This window comes from Micromonospora sp. NPDC047557 (assembly GCF_043205095.1).
In the GTDB taxonomy this organism is placed as follows: Bacteria; Actinomycetota; Actinomycetes; order Mycobacteriales; family Micromonosporaceae; genus Micromonospora.
The window spans coordinates 47024-63020 of record NZ_JBIDDK010000011.1 but is presented as its reverse complement, the minus strand read 5'-3'; the positions used below and the strand labels follow the sequence as shown (position 1 = coordinate 63020).

Below are 15997 nucleotides of genomic sequence, written 5' to 3'. Positions count from 1 at the left end.
TCACTTGTCGATGTCGCCGACCACGAAGAACATCGAGCCGAGGATGGCGATCAGGTCCGGCACGAGGCAGCCGGGGAGCAGGGTGGCCAGCGCCTGCACGTTCGCGTACGAGGCGGTGCGCAGCTTCAACCGCCAGGGGGTCTTCTCGCCGCGCGACACCAGGTAGTAGCCGTTGATGCCGAGCGGGTTCTCCGTCCAGGCGTACGTGTGCCCCTCCGGCGCCTTGAGCACCTTCGGCAGGCGGGTGTTGATCGGCCCGGTCAGCTGGTCCACCCGGTCCAGGCACTGCTCGGCGAGATCCAGCGAGACGTACACCTGGTCGAGCAGCACCTCGAAGCGGGCGTGGCAGTCCCCGGCGGTCTTGGTCACCACCGGCACGTCCAGCTCGTCGTACGCAAGGTAGGGGTCGTCGCGGCGCAGGTCCAGGTCGAGTCCGGAGGCTCGGGCCACCGGCCCGGACGCGCCGAACGCGGCGGCGTCGGCCGCGGACAGCACGCCCACGCCCACCGTGCGGGCCAGGAAGATCTCATTACGCCGGATCAGATGGTCGAGGTCAGGCAACCGCCGGCGGACCTCGCCGATCGCCGCGCGGGCCCGCCCGGTCCAGCCGTACGGCACCTCCTCCTTCAGCCCGCCCACCCGGTTGAACATGTAGTGGATCCGGCCGCCGGAGACCTCCTCCATCACGGCCTGGATGGTCTCCCGTTCCCGGAAGGCGTAGAAGACCGGCGTGATGGCCCCGATCTCCAGCGGGTAGGAGCCGAGGAACATCAGGTGGTTGAGCACCCGGTTCAGCTCGGCGAGAGCCATCCGCAGCCAGGTGGCCCGCTCCGGCACCTCCATGCCCATCAGGCGTTCCACCGCGAGCACCACACCCAGCTCGTTCGAGAACGCCGAGAGCCAGTCGTGCCGGTTGGCCAGCACGATGATCTGCCGGTAGTCGCGCACCTCGAAGAGCTTCTCCGCGCCCCGGTGCATGTAGCCGACGATCGGTTCGCAGGCGATGACCCGCTCGCCGTCGAGCACCAGCTTCAGGCGCAGCACGCCGTGCGTGGAGGGATGCTGCGGGCCGATGTTGAGCACCATGTCGGTGCCGAGCTGCTGATCGCCGGTGCCGGCGACCAGACCGGCCCCGGTGCCGACGGTCAGTTCACGAAGGGCCCCGGCGTCGGTGGTCATGCCCGTCATCGTGCCACGGCCGGCGGGAGCGGGATGCCGACCGGTTGGTGCAGCCACAGGTGTCCGCCGAGCCCGGCCGGGTCGGTCAGCTCGGCCACCGCCGACGCGGCGGCCAGCGCCCGCACGTAGCCGGCCGGGTCGGTGCCGGCCAGACTCAGCGGCGGTCGCCCACCGTCGGCCCCGAGCGCCCGCAGCGCCTCGGCCTGCGAGATGAGGGAGTACGCACACCGGGCGACCGCCGCGCCGGCGGAGGCGACCGAGTCCATGGCCACGTGCGCGGTCACATCACTCGACCCGTCCGGCACCGGAGGCACCTGCCGCCCACCCCGATACCCGGTCAACGTCCCGTCCACCGGCCGACCCTCCCGCAGATGCCCGTAGTCGACGGCCACCGCGAGCCCTCGGCTGATCTGTCGCACCGCGTCGGCCCATGCCTCATCTCTGCTCCGGCCGATCTCGGCTCGTCGGTAGTCACTGCTGGGGGTTTCCGGGCAGCCCGGGCGGGGGCGGGGGGGGGGGGGGGGGGCCGCCCCCCCCCGGGGGGCCCCCCCCCCCCCCCCGCGCGGCCCGGGGGGGGGGGGGGGGGGGGCGGGGGGGGCCCCGGGGCCGGGGGGGGGGGGGGGGGGGGGGTCGCCCGGGGGGCCCGGGCGGCCCGGGGGGGGGGGCCGCGGGGGGGGGGGGGCCCGCCCGGGGGCCCCCCCCCCCCCCGCGGCGGTTCAGCCGACCGGCGTGGGAAAGCCCCGACCGTGCTCGGCCTGGAGCCGGAGCATCGCGTGCTCGACCACCGTCACCAGCACCTGCTTGACCGAATCCCGGTGCCGGGCGTCGGTCATCACCAGCGGCACCTGCGGCGAGATGGCCAGCGCCTCGCGGATCTCCTCCACCTCGTACTCGGGAGCGCCGTCGAACCGGTTCAGCGCCACCACGTACGGCAGGTTGCGGTTCTCGAAGTAGTCCAGCGGGGCGAACGCGTCGGTGATCCGGCGGGTGTCCACCAGGACGGCCGCACCCACCGCACCTCGGATGATCTCGTCCCACATGAACCAGAAGCGGGTCTGACCCGGCGTACCGAACAGGTACAGGATCAGGTCCTGGGCCATGGTGATCCGGCCGAAGTCCATGGCGACCGTTGTGGTCTCCTTGCCCGGCACCTTGGACGGGTCGTCGATGCCGACACCCGCGGCGGTCATCACCGCCTCGGTCGTCAGCGGCGTGATCTCGGAGATCGAGCCGACGAGGGTCGTCTTACCGACGCCGAAGCCGCCCGCGACGACGATCTTCGCGGAGACGATTCCCCGGCTCGGCCGCCCCCCAGCGGGGGGGTCATAGCCTGCGAAGTCCACTTAGCACCCTTCCAAGCAGTTCCATCCGCTCCTCGAACCCCTCGGCGGGAGCAGCAGTGTGTAACGTCAGCAGGCTCTCGGCCACCATGTCGGCGACCAGCACCCGGGCGACGCCCAGCGGCATCCGGGTGTACGCGGCGATCTCCGCCAGCGACTGTGCACGGCCCTCGCAGACCGTGGCGATGCGGTGCTTGTCGTGCCCCGCGAAACGGGACTCGGCAACCTGGGTGGGAGAGGACGTGAGGACCGCCTCGAGGGCGATGTCCTGCCGGGGCTCGGTACGACCACGGGTGACCGCGTACGGACGCACCAGAGCGCCGCGCGGGTCAGCGCGCCGTTGGTCCATCCACGATCACCTCCTCCCCAGCGGAGCCGGCCCACACCGCCTCCCATCCCTGATCCGGCGCACGGCCCGCGCGCCGGGTCTACCGGCGCTACGAACGCACCGCGTCCCTCGGCAGCGGCACCAGCGCGGCACCAACCCGCTCCACCAGCAGCGCCATCTCGTAGCCCACCTGGCCCACATCGCAGCTCCGCGCGGCCAGCACGGCCATCGACGAGCCGTCGCTGATCGACATGAGGAAGAGGTAACCGCTGTCCATCTCGATGACGGTCTGCAACACCCCGCCCGCGCTGAACATCCGGGCCGCGCCCTCGGTCAGGCTCACCACGCCGGAGGTGATCGCGGCGAGCTGGTCCGCCCGGTCCCCCGGCAGGTCCCGGGAGGACGCGAGCAGAAGCCCGTCGGCGGACACCGCCACCACGTGGGCGATGCCCGCCACGCTGTCGGCGAAGTTGGTGAGCAGCCAACCCATGTCCTGCATGGCAGCTGGCCTGTTCATCGGCTCTCCTTGGTCGAGGTGCTGTTCAGGTCCGTGCCGGCCGTCCGACCACGCTGTACGCCGCGGTGGTAGGCCGACAACAGGCCGCGTACTTCATCGGGGGTCCGCCGGCTGCGGTCCCGGCCACCCTTCGGTTCGATGCCACCCGGCACGAGCTGTGCCTGCGGCACCCGCTTGGGCAGACCCGAGCGGGTGGTGCCGGCGGCGGCCGGCTCGGCGGCCCGGCTGGCCAGCGACCAGCCCTCGTCGGCCGCCGTCCGCCAGGCGTCCGAGTCCGTGGCCGGCGGGGGCGTGCTCGGCGTGGCGGCGGGAGCGGGGGCCGCCGGCGCCGTCGGGACGGCCGGCGGCGGGGTGTACGACGGCGGTGGTTTCGGCGTCGAGGCGCCACGACCGCCGGTGCTCGCACTGCCGCGACCGCCGGTGCTCACACCGCCACGACCGCCGGTGTTCGCACCGCCGAATCCGTCCATGCTTCCCACGCTCTGCGCTCCGGTGCCCTCGGAACTGCCCGGGGTGCGGGTGGGCAGTGGCGGTCGGGCCGGCGCGGTCGCCGGCGCGGACGCGGACGCGGTGGCCGGTTGACCGCCGTTGGCCGCCCGCAGGCCGGCGTCGGCGGGCGCGGGCGGTGTGTCGAACTGCGGCCGGGTGAAGATCGCGGTGGCGTCGTCGCCGTGCGACCGGAACCAGACCGCCTCCATCTCCCGGAAGATCGGCGCCTCGGCGGGGAACTCCGGCCGGGTGCTGACCGGCGCGGCGGGCGTCGGCGGCGTGGCCGGCGGGGCGGGCTGCACGGGCGGGGCCGGCGTCGCGGGCGTTGCCGGCGGGGCGACCGCTCCGGGACCGGCGACCGGCCCGACGGGCAGCACCGGCGCGCTCCGACCGTCCGTGGTGTCGGCCGTCGAGCCGCGTCGGGGCAGCGCGTCGATGGTCGGGTACGCCACGGTCGGGCTGCCCACCGAGGTGCCCGCGCCGTTGCTGTACACGGGTCGGGCGGGCGGGACCGGGGTGGCCGGCGCGGCGGCGGGCGGCACCGTCGGGCGGGCCCCGGTGTAGCCGCCGGCCTGCACGGCCGGGGCGGTGTCCCGCGCGTCGACCGGCGACTGCCACTGCGCGGGCGCCGGGGCGTTGGTCCGCCACTGGTCGGGCAGCGTCGCCGCCGCAGTGGTGGCGCCGGCGTACGACTCGGCGTGGTTGACCGGGGTGAGCGGGGTCTGCTCGACCGCCATCGGCTGGCGCGGACGGGTGAGCACCTGCTCGCGGCCCCGGTTGCTGGGCAGGAGCACGGTGGCGGCGGGCAGCGTCACCTGTGCGACGGTGCCGCCCTCGACGTTGCGGCGCAGCTCCACCCGGATGCCGTAGCGGGAGGCGAGCCGGCTCACCACGGCCAGACCCATCAACCGGAACGCGGCGACGTCCACGCTCGGCGGGGCGGCCAGCCGGCGGTTGAGCGAGTCGAGCTGCTCGTCGGTGAGGCCGAGCCCGCGGTCCTCGATCTGGATCAGGACATAGTCGCGGATGCGCCGACCGTCGGCGACGACAGTCGTGTTCGGCGGCGAGAACCGGGTGGCGTTGTCCAGCAGTTCGGCGACGAGGCGTACCACGTCGTTGACGGCGTGCGCGGCCACCGAGACGTCGGTGTCGACGGTGCCGAACTCGATGCGGTTGTAGAGCTCCACCTCGGACTGCGCGGCGCGCAGCACGTCCACGACCAACGCGTCGTCGCGGCGCGGTACGGCCGAGTCGGCGCCGGCGAGGACCAGCAGGTTCTCGTCGTTGCGGCGCATTCGGGTGGCCAGGTGGTCCAACTCGAAGAGCTGGGCCAGCCGCTTCGGGTCCTCCTCGCCGCGCTCGATCGCGTCCAGCTCGCCGATCATCCGGTCGACCAGGGTCTGACTGCGGCGGGCCAGGTTGAGGAACATCGCCGAGACGCTGGTGCGCAGTGCCGCCTGCTCGGCGGCGACCCGCACCGCCTCCCGGTGGACGACGTTGAAGGCCAACGCCACCTGACCGACCTCGTCACGGCTGTTCAGCTGGATCGGGTCCCGGACCTGGCGGACGATCTCGTCCACGCCACCGTCACCCACGCTGCCCATGTTCTGCAGCCGCTGCACGGCGTCCGGCAGGTCGTGGTTGGCCACCGAGAGCGCACCCTCGCGCAGCCGGCGCAGCGAGTGGTTCAGCGATCGGGCCAGCACCACGGCCAGCGACACCGCGATGATCAGGGTGAGCAGCACCAGGATCGACTCGACCACGGCCTGCCGGATGACGTCCGAACGCGCCTGGTCGGCCTGCTCGAGCAGCCGGTTCTGCAGTTGGGTCTCGGCCCAGCGCATCAGGTCGTTGACCGCGCCGATGGCGGCGGTGGCGTCCTGCGCGCTGACCAGCGGGCGCTGCCCGACGGAGCGGGTGATGTCGGTGGCGACCCGGTCGGAGAGGCCGACCGCGTCACCGGAGACGGTGCTGTCGACGAGGGCCCGCTGCACGGGGTCGGCGGCGAGCGAGAAGGCGACAAGTGCCTCCTGCTGGCTGGTCAGCGTGGCCACGAAGGAGGAGAACTGCTCCGGGTCGAGCTGGCCGGCGGTCAGCGCCGTGAAGGCGACCGCCTCCTCCTCGGCGACGGACGCCTTGGCGCGGGCGAACGCGGCGACCGCGCGACGACTGTCCGACAGGCTCTCGTCGCCGGGCAGCTGGGCCAGCCCGTCGCCGTAGGCGACCAGGTCGGTGAGGATGACGCCGTAGCGCAGCACCGCCTCGGCGACCGCCATCTGCCGGCGGTCCAGCACCTCCTGGCGGGTGCCGTCCAGGGTGGACAGGTGGTCGTCGATCGCCGCCAGCCGGTCCCGCAGCGCCGCCGGCACGTCGCCGATGCGGCCCCGCTCGGCGTTGTACTGCTCCACGCGCTGCTGTGTCTGGCGCACCCGCAGGTTGTACGCGTCGGCGGGCTGCTGGGGAGCGGCCAGGTAGGCCGCCGCGGCCATCCGCTCGGCCTGGAGATCCTGGGTCAGCGCGCTGACATCGATGGAGAGCGCGGTGAGCGACCGGGCCCGGGTAGCGTCGTAGGCGCCCTCGCCCACCGAGATGAGCCGGACGGTGGCCAGCGCGATAACGGCTGCCACCGGAACGACCAGAATCAGCGCCAGCTTGGACCGGATCCGGGCGTCCCGCAGTCTCGGCAGGCGCCGGCGCGTACGCCGAGTATTTTCACCGAGCGCGGGCAGGGTCGTCGGTCCGGTGCTCACGACATCGCCTCCGTCGTTTCTTCCCCGCCTGGCCCGCCGAGCCGTGCCGTAAGCGGAGGGGACCACGTGCGGCACGGCCGCGATTTCATCAGAGAAGATCGTGTTTGGGAAGCCGCAGTGAGGCAGGAAACGGTCGGACGGCGCGGAACCCCTGATCCGGTCAACTGATACCTTCATTTCCGCAAGCCCCTGAACAGGGCATGTAACTCCAGAGTGGTCACGCGTGTATGCAAAGTGAGCTTTTGCAAACATTGTGTTACCCCAGCATGTGGGATGACCGTCCCGAAAATGCAACCCGGGTCCGCGCTTGACCACAGCGCCGGCCATTGGCAAGGTTTTGCAGGCTTCGCGCACACCGTACGGCAGAGGAGATCCCGCCCTCCACTGAGGACGGATTAGCGGCGGTGACCGGGCAGCGCCCGCGCCCGCACCTGGAGGACTGAGTTGAGCCCCATCCGCTCCGCGACCATCGCGGCGCTCGCATCGGCCGTTGTGGCCACCACGCTCACCGGCTGCCAGTTCGGTGGAGCGGAGCAGGACACGAGTCCGATCGTGATCGCTGCCGATCTCGAACTCTCCGGGGCTGCGGCCCCCGTCGGTCAGACATACCAGCGGGCCCTGAAACTCAAGGTCGAGCAGTTGAACTCCTCCGGAGCACTGAACGGCCGGAAGATCGAACTGAAGGTCAAGGACAACCGTTCCGACGCCGCCGAGTCACTGCGCAACATCGCCGAGTTCAGCAGCGATTCCCAAGTCAGCGCCATCGTCATGGGCGGCTGTAACGAATGCGCGGTCGGCGCGGTCGGGATCATCAACGAGAAGCGGATTCCCACCATTGCGCTCGCCGCTTCCGGTGCGATCGCCAGCCCGGTCGCCGAGCGGCGCTACGTGTTCAAACTCGGCCCGAACGCCGCGGACAGCGCCGCGGCGCTCACCACCGAACTGCGTCGCAAGAACGTCCGCAAGGTGGGCCTGCTCGCCAGCAACGACGACTACGGCCGGGAAGGCGCGCTCGCACTGCGCCGCGAACTGACCAAGGCCACCATCAAGGTGGCCGGTGAGGAGTCGGTGAAGACCACCGACACCGAGGTCGGCCAGCAGGTCGACAAACTCACCAAGCTCAAGCCCGACGCGCTGATCGTCTGGACACCGCCGGAGCAGGCTGCGCTGGCCGCGACCAGCGCCCAACAGGCCGCGTTCCGGGGGGCGCTGTTCTTCGACGCGGGAGCGGCCGGCGAACTCTTCCTCGGCGCCGCGGCCCGAGCCACCGAGCGGGCCACGCTGATCTTCACCCAGACCATGGTGATCGACGACGTGATCGCCACCACCCCGGCGAAGGCGGCCCGGCGGCAGTGGTTCCAGGACTACACGGCCCGCTTCGGCGGCTACAACGGAGCCTCGTCCTTCGCCGCCGACGCGATCCAGCTGATCGCCGACGCCGAACTGCGGGCCGGCGGCCCAGCCGGGAAGGTCGACCGGAACGGCATCCGCGACGTGCTGGAGACGTCCCAGATCGACGGCCTCTCCGGCCCGATCCGCATGACGCCCGACAACCACTCCGGCCTCATGCCGCAGGCGCTCACCACGCTGGTCGCCCGCAACGGGCGCTGGCGGTTGGCGGGGTAACGGCTCGGGCCTCGGGGTGTTGTTGTGCTCGCGGCCTGGTTCGTCGTGCTCGGCGTTTTGGGCTGTGGCCTACCGTGCCCGGCTCCGGGCGGTCAGGCTTGATCCCTCCGCCGGGCACGGTAGGCCACAGCCCTTCCGCGTCACCGTTATCGGAACGGGCCGGCCTCCTTCGTGGGGCCGGCCCTTCGCGTTTGCTGTGGTCTGGTCTTCTCTGTGGGTCAGCGGCTGCTGGTGGTTTCTCTTACCCAGGGCAGTGCGATTCGCTCGATGAGCACGAGGGCGGAGTAGAGCAGGATGCTGACCAGCGCCACCAGCATGATCGCCGCCCAGGCGGTGGCGGTGTCGCCGACGCCCGCGTACTGCGTGATCACGTAGCCCAGGCCTCTCTCCCCGGCCTGGAACTCACCGATCACCGCGCCGATGGCCGCCAGCGGCATGGCTACCTTGAGCCCGACGAAGATCTGCGGCAGGGCCGCCGGGAACCGCACCTTGCGGAACGCCTGCCAGCGGGAGGCGTTCCACGACCGGACCAGCTCGGCCAGGTCGGCCGGCGTGGTGGTCAACCCCGTCGCGGTGGACAGCACGATGGGGAAGAAGCAGAGCAGGAACACCATGGTCAGGATCGGCTTCTGGCCCCAGCCCAGCGCCACCACCAGCAGCGGGCCCAGGGTGATCTTCGGCACGGCGTTCACCGCGACCAGCAGCGGGGTGAACATCCGCTCGACCGTGCGGGAGCTGGCCAGGGACAGTCCGATCAGGACACCGGCGGCGGCCGACAGGACGAAGCCGACGAGGATCTCCAGCAGGGTGGCCCAGGTGTGCTCCAGCATCTGGGCGGGCTTGTCGACGAACGCGGTGAGCACCTCCCCCGGCGGCGGCAGGGCGGCCGGGTGGACCAGCTGCAGCCGGGCGATCAGCCACCAGGCGGCCAGGGCGACCACGAGACCGGCCGCGGGCAGCAGCGCCGCCCCGGCCCCCGCGCGCAGGCCGGCGCCCCGACCCGCCCGACCCGCCTGGGGGCCGGTGCCCGGGGGTGGAGGCACCGTCACCGCCGGCTCGGCTGAGCGGACGTCGGTCATCTTGTCCTCCTCGTTATTCGCCGGCCGCGGGGGCCGACGAGCGACGGGGGTACGCCCCACCGGATCCGGCGGGACGTACCCCCTGGTGGCGACCGGACGATCAGGCCTTCGGCGCGAGGCTGAAGTCGATGATCTGCTCGGGGGTGATGTTCTGCTTGAGCGCGCCCGCGCCCTGCAGGATCGCGATGCTCTTCGCGACCCGGCCGCTGTCCAGCGTGCCGATCGCGGTGCCGGAGTTGCCGGAACGCACGTACGCGGCCATCAGGTCCAGCTCGGCGGCGGCGGCGGCCGGGTTGGCGGCGTCGACGTTCTTCTTCAGGATCTCGCCGGCCTCCTTGGAGTTCGCCAGGCTGTACTCCAGGCCCTTGAGCAGCGCTGCGGTGAACCGCTTCACCATCTCCGGCTTCTCCTTGGCGATCTTCGAGGAGGTGATCAGCACGTTGCCGTAGAGGTCCTGCATCACGTTGCTGTACGGCAGCATGACGGCCTTCTTCTTGGCCACCGCCTCGATCGTCGGCTGGCCGACGACGAACTGGCCGATGCCGTCCACCGACCCGCTGGCCAGGGTGCCGATCAGCGCCTGCGCCTCACCGTTGACCCAGGTCACCTTGCTGGCGTCCACACCGGCGAGCCGGGCGTACGTCGGGAACAGGTTGCGGACCACGGAGCCGGGGGTGTCGGCGAGCTTCTTGCCCTCCAGGTCCTTGGGCGAGTTGATGTTCTTGCCCTCGACGGTGGCGATGCCGGCCATCGTGCGCTGCTGGATCGCGGCCACCGCCGTGAAGTCCTTGGCCTGGCCGTTGCCGAGCTGGAGCAGACCACCGGTGAGGTCGATCGGCCCGAAGTCCGCCTGGCCACCGACGACGGTCTGGATCACGCCACCGGTGCCCTGGCCGGCCTTGATCTCGACGTCGAAGCCGGCCTCCTTGAAGAAGCCCTTGTCCTTCGCCACCCAGGCGTAGGAGTCACGGCCGAAGTTGCCGAAGGAGGTGAGGTAGGTCACCTTCTCCAGCGCGCCGCCCTTGCCGCCCTTGGCGTCGTCGGACGAGTCCGACCCGCTGCTGCAGGCGGAAACAAGGGCGAGGGCGGTGGCCAGCGCGGCCGCAGCGACCGTACGGGTCAGCCTTCTCATCAGTGCACCATGTCCTTTCCGACCGGGGCCGCAGGCCACCGGAGGGGGTTGTCGCGACGGTACCGGCGGGAGGGGTAGAAGCCGGGCACCGCCATCGTGAGGGGACTCTTCGCGGGCACAGCGTACGAGAAACCCACAGTTGCGACGCCAGGCGTATTGGGTTGCGGAACGGATACAACATGACGACCACCCCGGACGGTGCGGAATGTCAACGAGGCGGCTAGCCTTTGTCGGATTCCTGACCGACCACTCAGCGGAGGTACGCCGCAGATGATCCGAATGTCCGGGGTGTCGCGTACCTTCGAGGGTCGATCCGGCCGGGTCGAGGCCCTTCGCGGCCTCGACCTCGACGTCGCCGAGGGCGAGTTCGTGGCCGTGCTCGGGCGCTCCGGCTGCGGGAAGTCCACCCTGCTGCGGTTGATCGCCGGGCTACTCCCGCTGACCTCCGGCGAGATCACCGTGGCCGATACGCCGATCACCCGGCCCCGCCGCGACATCGCCATGCTCTTTCAGAAGCCGGCGCTGCTGCCGTGGCGCAGCGTGCTGGACAACGTCCTGCTGCCGGTGGAGATCTTCGGCTGGAGCCGCACCAAGCACCGCGAGCGGGCCCGCCAACTGCTCGACGTGGCCGGGCTCTCCGGGTTCGAGAAGCGGCTGCCGCACGAACTCTCCGGTGGCATGCAGCAGCGGGTGTCGCTGTGCCGGTCGCTCATCGGCGAACCCCGGGTGATGCTGATGGACGAGCCGTTCTCCGCGCTCGACGCGCTCACCCGCGAGGAACTCTCTGGCGAACTCCAGCGCGTGCACATGGAGAACAAGCCCACCATCGTCTTCGTCACCCACTCGATCGACGAGGCGGTGCTGCTCGCCGACCGGGTGGTCGTGCTGAGCCCTCGCCCCGGCCGGATCCGCAAGGTGGTCGAGGTGGCCATCCCCCGACCCCGCACCCTGGGCCGCAACGCCCACCTCGCCGACGTCGCCCAGGTCAGCGCCGACCTGCACGAGCTGTTGATGGAACGCGACCAGCCGGCCGCGGCCGGCGCGGAGGGACGATGAACATGCGGGTGTCGGTCTTCACCGAGCCCCACCGCGGCGCCGACTACGACACCCAGCTCCGGTTCGCCCGACTGGTCGAGGCCGGCGGCTACGAGGGCTTCCTCCGCGCCGACCACTACCAGTCGATGGGTGCCGACCCGGGCCTGCCCGGCCCGACGGACGCCTGGCTGACCCTCGCCGCGCTGGCCCGCGAGACCCAACGGATCCGGCTCGGCACCCTGGTCACGTCGGCGACCTTCCGCCTGCCCGGCCCTCTCGCCGTGCTTGTCGCACAGGTCGACCAGATGAGCGGCGGCCGGATCGACCTCGGCATCGGCGCCGGCTGGTACGAGCGCGAGCACACCTCGTACGGCATCCCGTTCCCGCCCGTCAGCGAGCGCTTCGACCGACTGGCCGAGCAGCTTGAGGTGATCACCGGGCTGTGGGCCACCCCGGTGGGCGAGACGTACAGCTTCACCGGTGACCACTACCGGCTGGTGGACGCGCCCGCGCTGCCCAAACCGGCGCAGGTGCCCGGGCCACCGATCATCGTGGGCGGGCGCGGTCCCAAGCGGACCCCGGAACTTGCGGCCCGCTACGCCGACGAGTTCAACATGCCGTTCAAGTCCGTGGCCGAGACCGCCGGGGCGTACGACCGGGTGCGGGAGGCGTGCGACCGCGTGGGTCGGGCGGAGACCGGCCGTGCCCCGCTGGTGCTCTCCGCCGGGATCGTGGTGGCCATCGGCCGCACCGACGCCGAGGCGCAGCTGCGGGCCGCGCCACTGCACGAGAAGAGCGCGCTGCCACCAGAGGACCCGGTGGTCGGCTCGCCCGCGCAGCTCGTGCAGCGGATCGGCGAGTTCGCCGAGATCGGCGCCACCCGGGTGCACGTGCGCATGACCGACCTCGACGACCTCGACCACCTCGAGCTGATCGCCGCCGAGGTGCTTCCCCAACTGGATGGTGGACGATGACGGACGTGATCGACGGCACCGAACTCGGGCCGGTGGGCCAGGAGATCGTGTACGAGAACGATCGGGTCCGGGTCTGGCACATCCGGCTCGAGCCGGGCGAGCGGCAGCCCCTGCACCGGCACGACCACCCCTACCTGGTGGTGGCGATCCAGGGCGCGAAGAACGTCGTACAGACCATCGACGGCACCCGGATCGACGCCGACGAGCCCACCGGCGGAGTCGTCTACCGGGACCCCGGTGCGGTACACATGCTCACCAATGTCGGGGACACGACATACCTGGCCCGACTGGTCGAACTCAAGTAGACCCGCCGGGCGCGCCTCGCCGCGCCGCGCGGCGCGCCGGTGGCGATCGGGTGTACCAGGTGCGTAACGTGCCGGACATGGCCTTTCGGACCTGGGGCAGACTACTGCTCACGGCGCTCGGGGTGAGCGTGCTGGCCGGAGCCGGCCAGCTCGGCGTCGCGTACGGCTTCGGCATCGTCCGACTCACCGGCGCCTTCACCGGCACGACCGTCAACCAGTGGCCGGCCCAGCTCGTCTGGGTGGGCTGGTTCGCCGCGAACGCCGCCATCGCCGGTGCCGTCCTGACCGGGCGTCTGGCCCGCCGGGACACTCCGTCGGCCAGCACCGGCCGGCAACTGGCCATCGGCGGCGCGGCCGCACTCGGCGCCACCGCCGTGGCCCCGCTCTGCATGCAGCCCGCCCGAGCCGCCGAGTTGATCTCGGTGGACCCGGTCTGGGCGGTCGGCATCTGCGCCATCCTCGGGGCGGTCATCGGAGCGGGCGCGGCCGTCGCCGTACTGTTCCGACCGGAACTGGGCTGGAACATGGCGGCCGTGGCCGGGGCGGTCTGGCTGCTGGCGTTGATCTCCGTCCTGCCGTCGCTCGGCACGGCCGGCCCGCTGCCCACGGTCCGACTCGGCGTCCTCGAACCGAACTGGCTGGACGACGCCGCCGCGCAGCGTCTGGCGCTGCTCCTGCTGCCCGTGGTGGCGCTGCTCGCGGGCGCCGCCACCGCCGGGTTGGCCCGCTGGCGCGGCCAGGTTCCGCTGGTCAGCGGGGCGACCGGGGTGGCGGGTCCGGTGCTGGTGGCATTCGCGTACCTGACCGCTGGCCCCGGCGACGCGGTGGACCGCTACCAGACCACGCCCTACTACGGCGCGCTGATCGCGATCCTCGCCGGCGCCCTCGGCGCCGCTGCCGCCGCCCTGCTGCGCTGGCCCGTCGGCGCCGACGCCGCTGATCCCCAGTCGATCGAGCCGAGCGACATCCTGCGCCCGCTGCCCGCCGGCCCGCCCCTGCCGGGCACCGAGGCGGCGAGGTCGACGGGTCCGGTCGACGACCACCGTGACACCGAGCCCACCGCCGACGCGACCCCCACCGGTGGGCACCTGACCGGGACCGGTCCGGGTCCGCGCACCGCCGACGACACCGCCACCGTACGCACCGTCCCCGCCCACTGGGACTGGCCGGCGACCACCGCGAGCGGCCAGTACGGCGCCGTCCCCACCGACGCGACGCCCCCCGGGCAGGCGCCCCAGCCGGTCGGCCGTCGCCAGCACCCGGACACCACCCCGGACGCGCCGACGACGGGCACCCCGACCCAGAACGCGCTCCACACGGGCGGGCAGCACGACCGCGCGACCAACCCGCCGGCCCCCGCCTCCTGGCTTACCGACCCGACCGGCGAGTTCACCGCCGGGCGGCAGTCGGCCCCGTCGAGCCGGGATGCGGACCCCATCGTCGCCGCCGACCCGACCCCTACCGTCCCGGCATCCACCGCGGCGACGTCCACCGCCGCGACGTCCACCGCCGCGACGTCCACCGCTGCGGCCGGCGACACGGGGGCCGTCGGTACAGGGGCCGTCGGTCCGACGTTCGACGCGGACGCCGACGACCGGACCGGCAGCACGACGACGACCACGGCCGGCGGTGACGAGCGGGACAGCGACCGCACGACGACCAGCGACCCGACGGCCCCGGTCACGGCGGCCCCGGTCACGGCGGCCCCGGTCACGGCGGCCCCGGTCACGGCGGCCCCGGTCACGGCGGCCGCGGACACGCCAAGCGCGGGCAGCGCGGACACGCCGAGCGCGGGCGACGCGGACACGCCAAGCGCGGGCAGCGCGGGCACGCCGAGCGCGAGCGCGCCGAGCGCGGGCGACGGCGCGGCAGACGCGCCCGCACCCAAGCCGCGCCGTACGCGCAAGCCGAAGTCCACCCCGGCCGACGTCACTCCGGGCACGACCGCCGACCAGACGGCGGCAGCTGCCGGATCGACCGCTGGGCGCACCAGGCGGCCGGCCCGGTCCGGCAAGGCCACCGACCTGACCGGCACCGACTCCGCAGGACCCGTCGACCAGGACGCTCTCCTGCCCGACCGGGACGCTCCCCTGCCCGACCGGGACGCTCCCCTGCCCGGCCAAAGCACCGAGCCCGGCCAGGCGAATCAGACCGGCGGAAAGGATCCGCAGGAGCAGACCGTCGGGACCGGTGGAGAGAGCCGGCGCGACGGGACGGCCAGCACCGAGCCGGCGGCCACCACCGCCCCGGTCGGTGATCCCGCACCCGTCGAGGGGTCCGGGACGGGCCGCGCCGACCGGTCTGCGGCCGAGAGCGACGGCGGCGCTTCGTTGTTCGGTGCGGCGACTGCCGAGGGCCCGGGGACCGACCGGTGGGCCCCGACGGCACCGGCCTGGCCGGTCACCTCGGCGTGGACCACCGCACCGGGGACGGAGACGGCCGACCCCGAACCGTCCGGTTCGGATGCTCCCGTCCCGGCGGAGGAGCCGACCGACTGGACGCCCCGCTTCCGGCACCGGGCGCCGCTGCCGGACCTGAGCCGCGCCAGCACCTGGGACGCCTTCAACACCACCCGACGCGCCGCCGCGTCGGATCGCACCGCCAGCACGCCCGACCAGGGCAGCCCGACAGATCCGACCGCCAGCACGCCGGACCAGGACAGCCCGACCGCCGCCACGCTCGACGGGGGCCGGTCGAGAGGCCGCGCCAACAGCACGACGGGCCAGGCCAGCAGCGCGACCGACCCGGCCAGCAGCATGACCGACCGGGCCAGCAGCGCGCCGGACCGGGCCGTCGGCAGGCGCGGCCGGGTCGGCGAGGCTACCGGCGCGCCCGCCTCGGCGGGACCGGTCGTGCCGCCGCCGGCCGGTCCGGGCATACCGGAGCAGGGCCGCGCGTCCGGCACCGCCGACAGTGGCGGGCCGGACGGCGATGCCCGGCGGGCCGCACCGGCGTCCACGGACGACGCGGAGCAGCCCTCCCGGCGGGGACGGCTCGGTGGCCTGTTCCGGCGCAACCGGGCCCGGGCCGACGAGGAGAAGCGGCCCGCAGCGGATGCGGCGGAGCCGCTGGCCACGCAGGACGAGGAGTTCGTCGACTGGGTCGCCGGGCTCGGCAAGCCGATCGCGGACAACGAGCCGGAGCAGGAGAACGGTCGTCGCTCGCTGCGCTCCACCGGCCGTCACCACCGCGACTGACCCACCTGACGTCCGTTCGGGACGCCGACCCCGTCTGATCGACTCG

At 72.8% G+C, this 15997-nt stretch carries 12 protein-coding genes and 1 pseudogene; 5 read left to right on the top strand and 8 right to left on the bottom strand.

Annotated features, from left to right (window positions below):
* The 6 genes and pseudogenes from ACGGAQ_RS23440 to ACGGAQ_RS23415 form a co-directional block, all read right to left on the bottom strand.
* Positions 1 to 1188, bottom strand: a complete 1188-nt coding sequence (locus ACGGAQ_RS23440; protein ID WP_393052461.1) for an NADH-quinone oxidoreductase subunit D — start codon at positions 1186 to 1188, stop codon at positions 1 to 3.
* A pseudogene (locus ACGGAQ_RS23435) lies at positions 1185 to 1685 on the bottom strand (SAM-dependent methyltransferase); the annotation flags it as partial. The gene ACGGAQ_RS23440 and the pseudogene ACGGAQ_RS23435, both read right to left, overlap by 4 nt.
* 210 nt (positions 1686 to 1895) lie before the next feature.
* Complete coding sequence (locus ACGGAQ_RS23430; protein WP_393052460.1) at positions 1896 to 2522, bottom strand: ATP/GTP-binding protein; 627 nt, start codon at positions 2520 to 2522, stop codon at positions 1896 to 1898.
* On the bottom strand, positions 2503 to 2868 hold the full coding sequence (locus ACGGAQ_RS23425; protein ID WP_363756868.1) for a DUF742 domain-containing protein: 366 nt from the start codon (positions 2866 to 2868) through the stop codon (positions 2503 to 2505). Before ACGGAQ_RS23425 ends, ACGGAQ_RS23430 begins: the two co-directional genes overlap by 20 nt.
* A gap of 88 nt (positions 2869 to 2956) precedes the next feature.
* Positions 2957 to 3364, bottom strand: a complete 408-nt coding sequence (locus ACGGAQ_RS23420) for a roadblock/LC7 domain-containing protein (protein ID WP_007465177.1) — start codon at positions 3362 to 3364, stop codon at positions 2957 to 2959.
* Positions 3361 to 6603 (bottom strand): nitrate- and nitrite sensing domain-containing protein, encoded by a 3243-nt coding sequence (locus ACGGAQ_RS23415; protein ID WP_393052458.1) that lies wholly within the window; start codon positions 6601 to 6603, stop codon positions 3361 to 3363. The genes ACGGAQ_RS23420 and ACGGAQ_RS23415 overlap by 4 nt, the downstream gene beginning before the upstream one ends.
* A 444-nt stretch (positions 6604 to 7047) precedes the next feature.
* Between ACGGAQ_RS23415 and ACGGAQ_RS23410 the strand changes: the two genes are divergently transcribed.
* Complete coding sequence (locus ACGGAQ_RS23410; RefSeq protein ID WP_393052456.1) at positions 7048 to 8229, top strand: ABC transporter substrate-binding protein; 1182 nt, start codon at positions 7048 to 7050, stop codon at positions 8227 to 8229.
* Between the two features lie 218 nt (positions 8230 to 8447).
* On the opposite strand, the gene ACGGAQ_RS23405 is transcribed toward ACGGAQ_RS23410, so the two are convergent.
* Both ACGGAQ_RS23405 and ACGGAQ_RS23400 read right to left on the bottom strand, forming a co-directional pair.
* Positions 8448 to 9308: an ABC transporter permease gene (locus tag ACGGAQ_RS23405; RefSeq protein ID WP_393052455.1), complete on the bottom strand. Its 861-nt coding sequence runs from the start codon at positions 9306 to 9308 to the stop codon at positions 8448 to 8450.
* 100 nt (positions 9309 to 9408) lie between these two features.
* Entirely contained in the window at positions 9409 to 10440 is a 1032-nt protein-coding gene (locus tag ACGGAQ_RS23400; protein WP_393052453.1) for an ABC transporter substrate-binding protein, read from the bottom strand.
* A 270-nt stretch (positions 10441 to 10710) separates the two neighbouring features.
* Between ACGGAQ_RS23400 and ACGGAQ_RS23395 the strand changes: the two genes are divergently transcribed.
* The 4 genes from ACGGAQ_RS23395 (at position 10711) to ACGGAQ_RS23380 (ending at position 15951) form a co-directional block, all read left to right on the top strand.
* Complete coding sequence (locus ACGGAQ_RS23395) at positions 10711 to 11496, top strand: ABC transporter ATP-binding protein (RefSeq protein WP_393052451.1); 786 nt, start codon at positions 10711 to 10713, stop codon at positions 11494 to 11496.
* Positions 11497 to 11498: 2 nt separating this feature from the next.
* The gene (locus ACGGAQ_RS23390) at positions 11499 to 12449 is read left to right on the top strand and encodes an LLM class F420-dependent oxidoreductase (RefSeq protein WP_393052688.1); all 951 of its coding nucleotides are present in this window, start codon (positions 11499 to 11501) and stop codon (positions 12447 to 12449) included.
* Positions 12446 to 12754 carry a cupin gene (locus ACGGAQ_RS23385; protein WP_266246239.1) on the top strand — a complete coding sequence of 103 codons (309 nt, stop codon included), beginning with the start codon at positions 12446 to 12448 and terminating at the stop codon, positions 12752 to 12754. Before ACGGAQ_RS23390 ends, ACGGAQ_RS23385 begins: the two co-directional genes overlap by 4 nt.
* A gap of 77 nt (positions 12755 to 12831) precedes the next feature.
* Positions 12832 to 15951 carry a hypothetical protein gene (locus ACGGAQ_RS23380; RefSeq protein WP_393052448.1) on the top strand — a complete coding sequence of 1040 codons (3120 nt, stop codon included), beginning with the start codon at positions 12832 to 12834 and terminating at the stop codon, positions 15949 to 15951.
* The last annotated feature ends 46 nt before the right edge of the window (positions 15952 to 15997 follow it).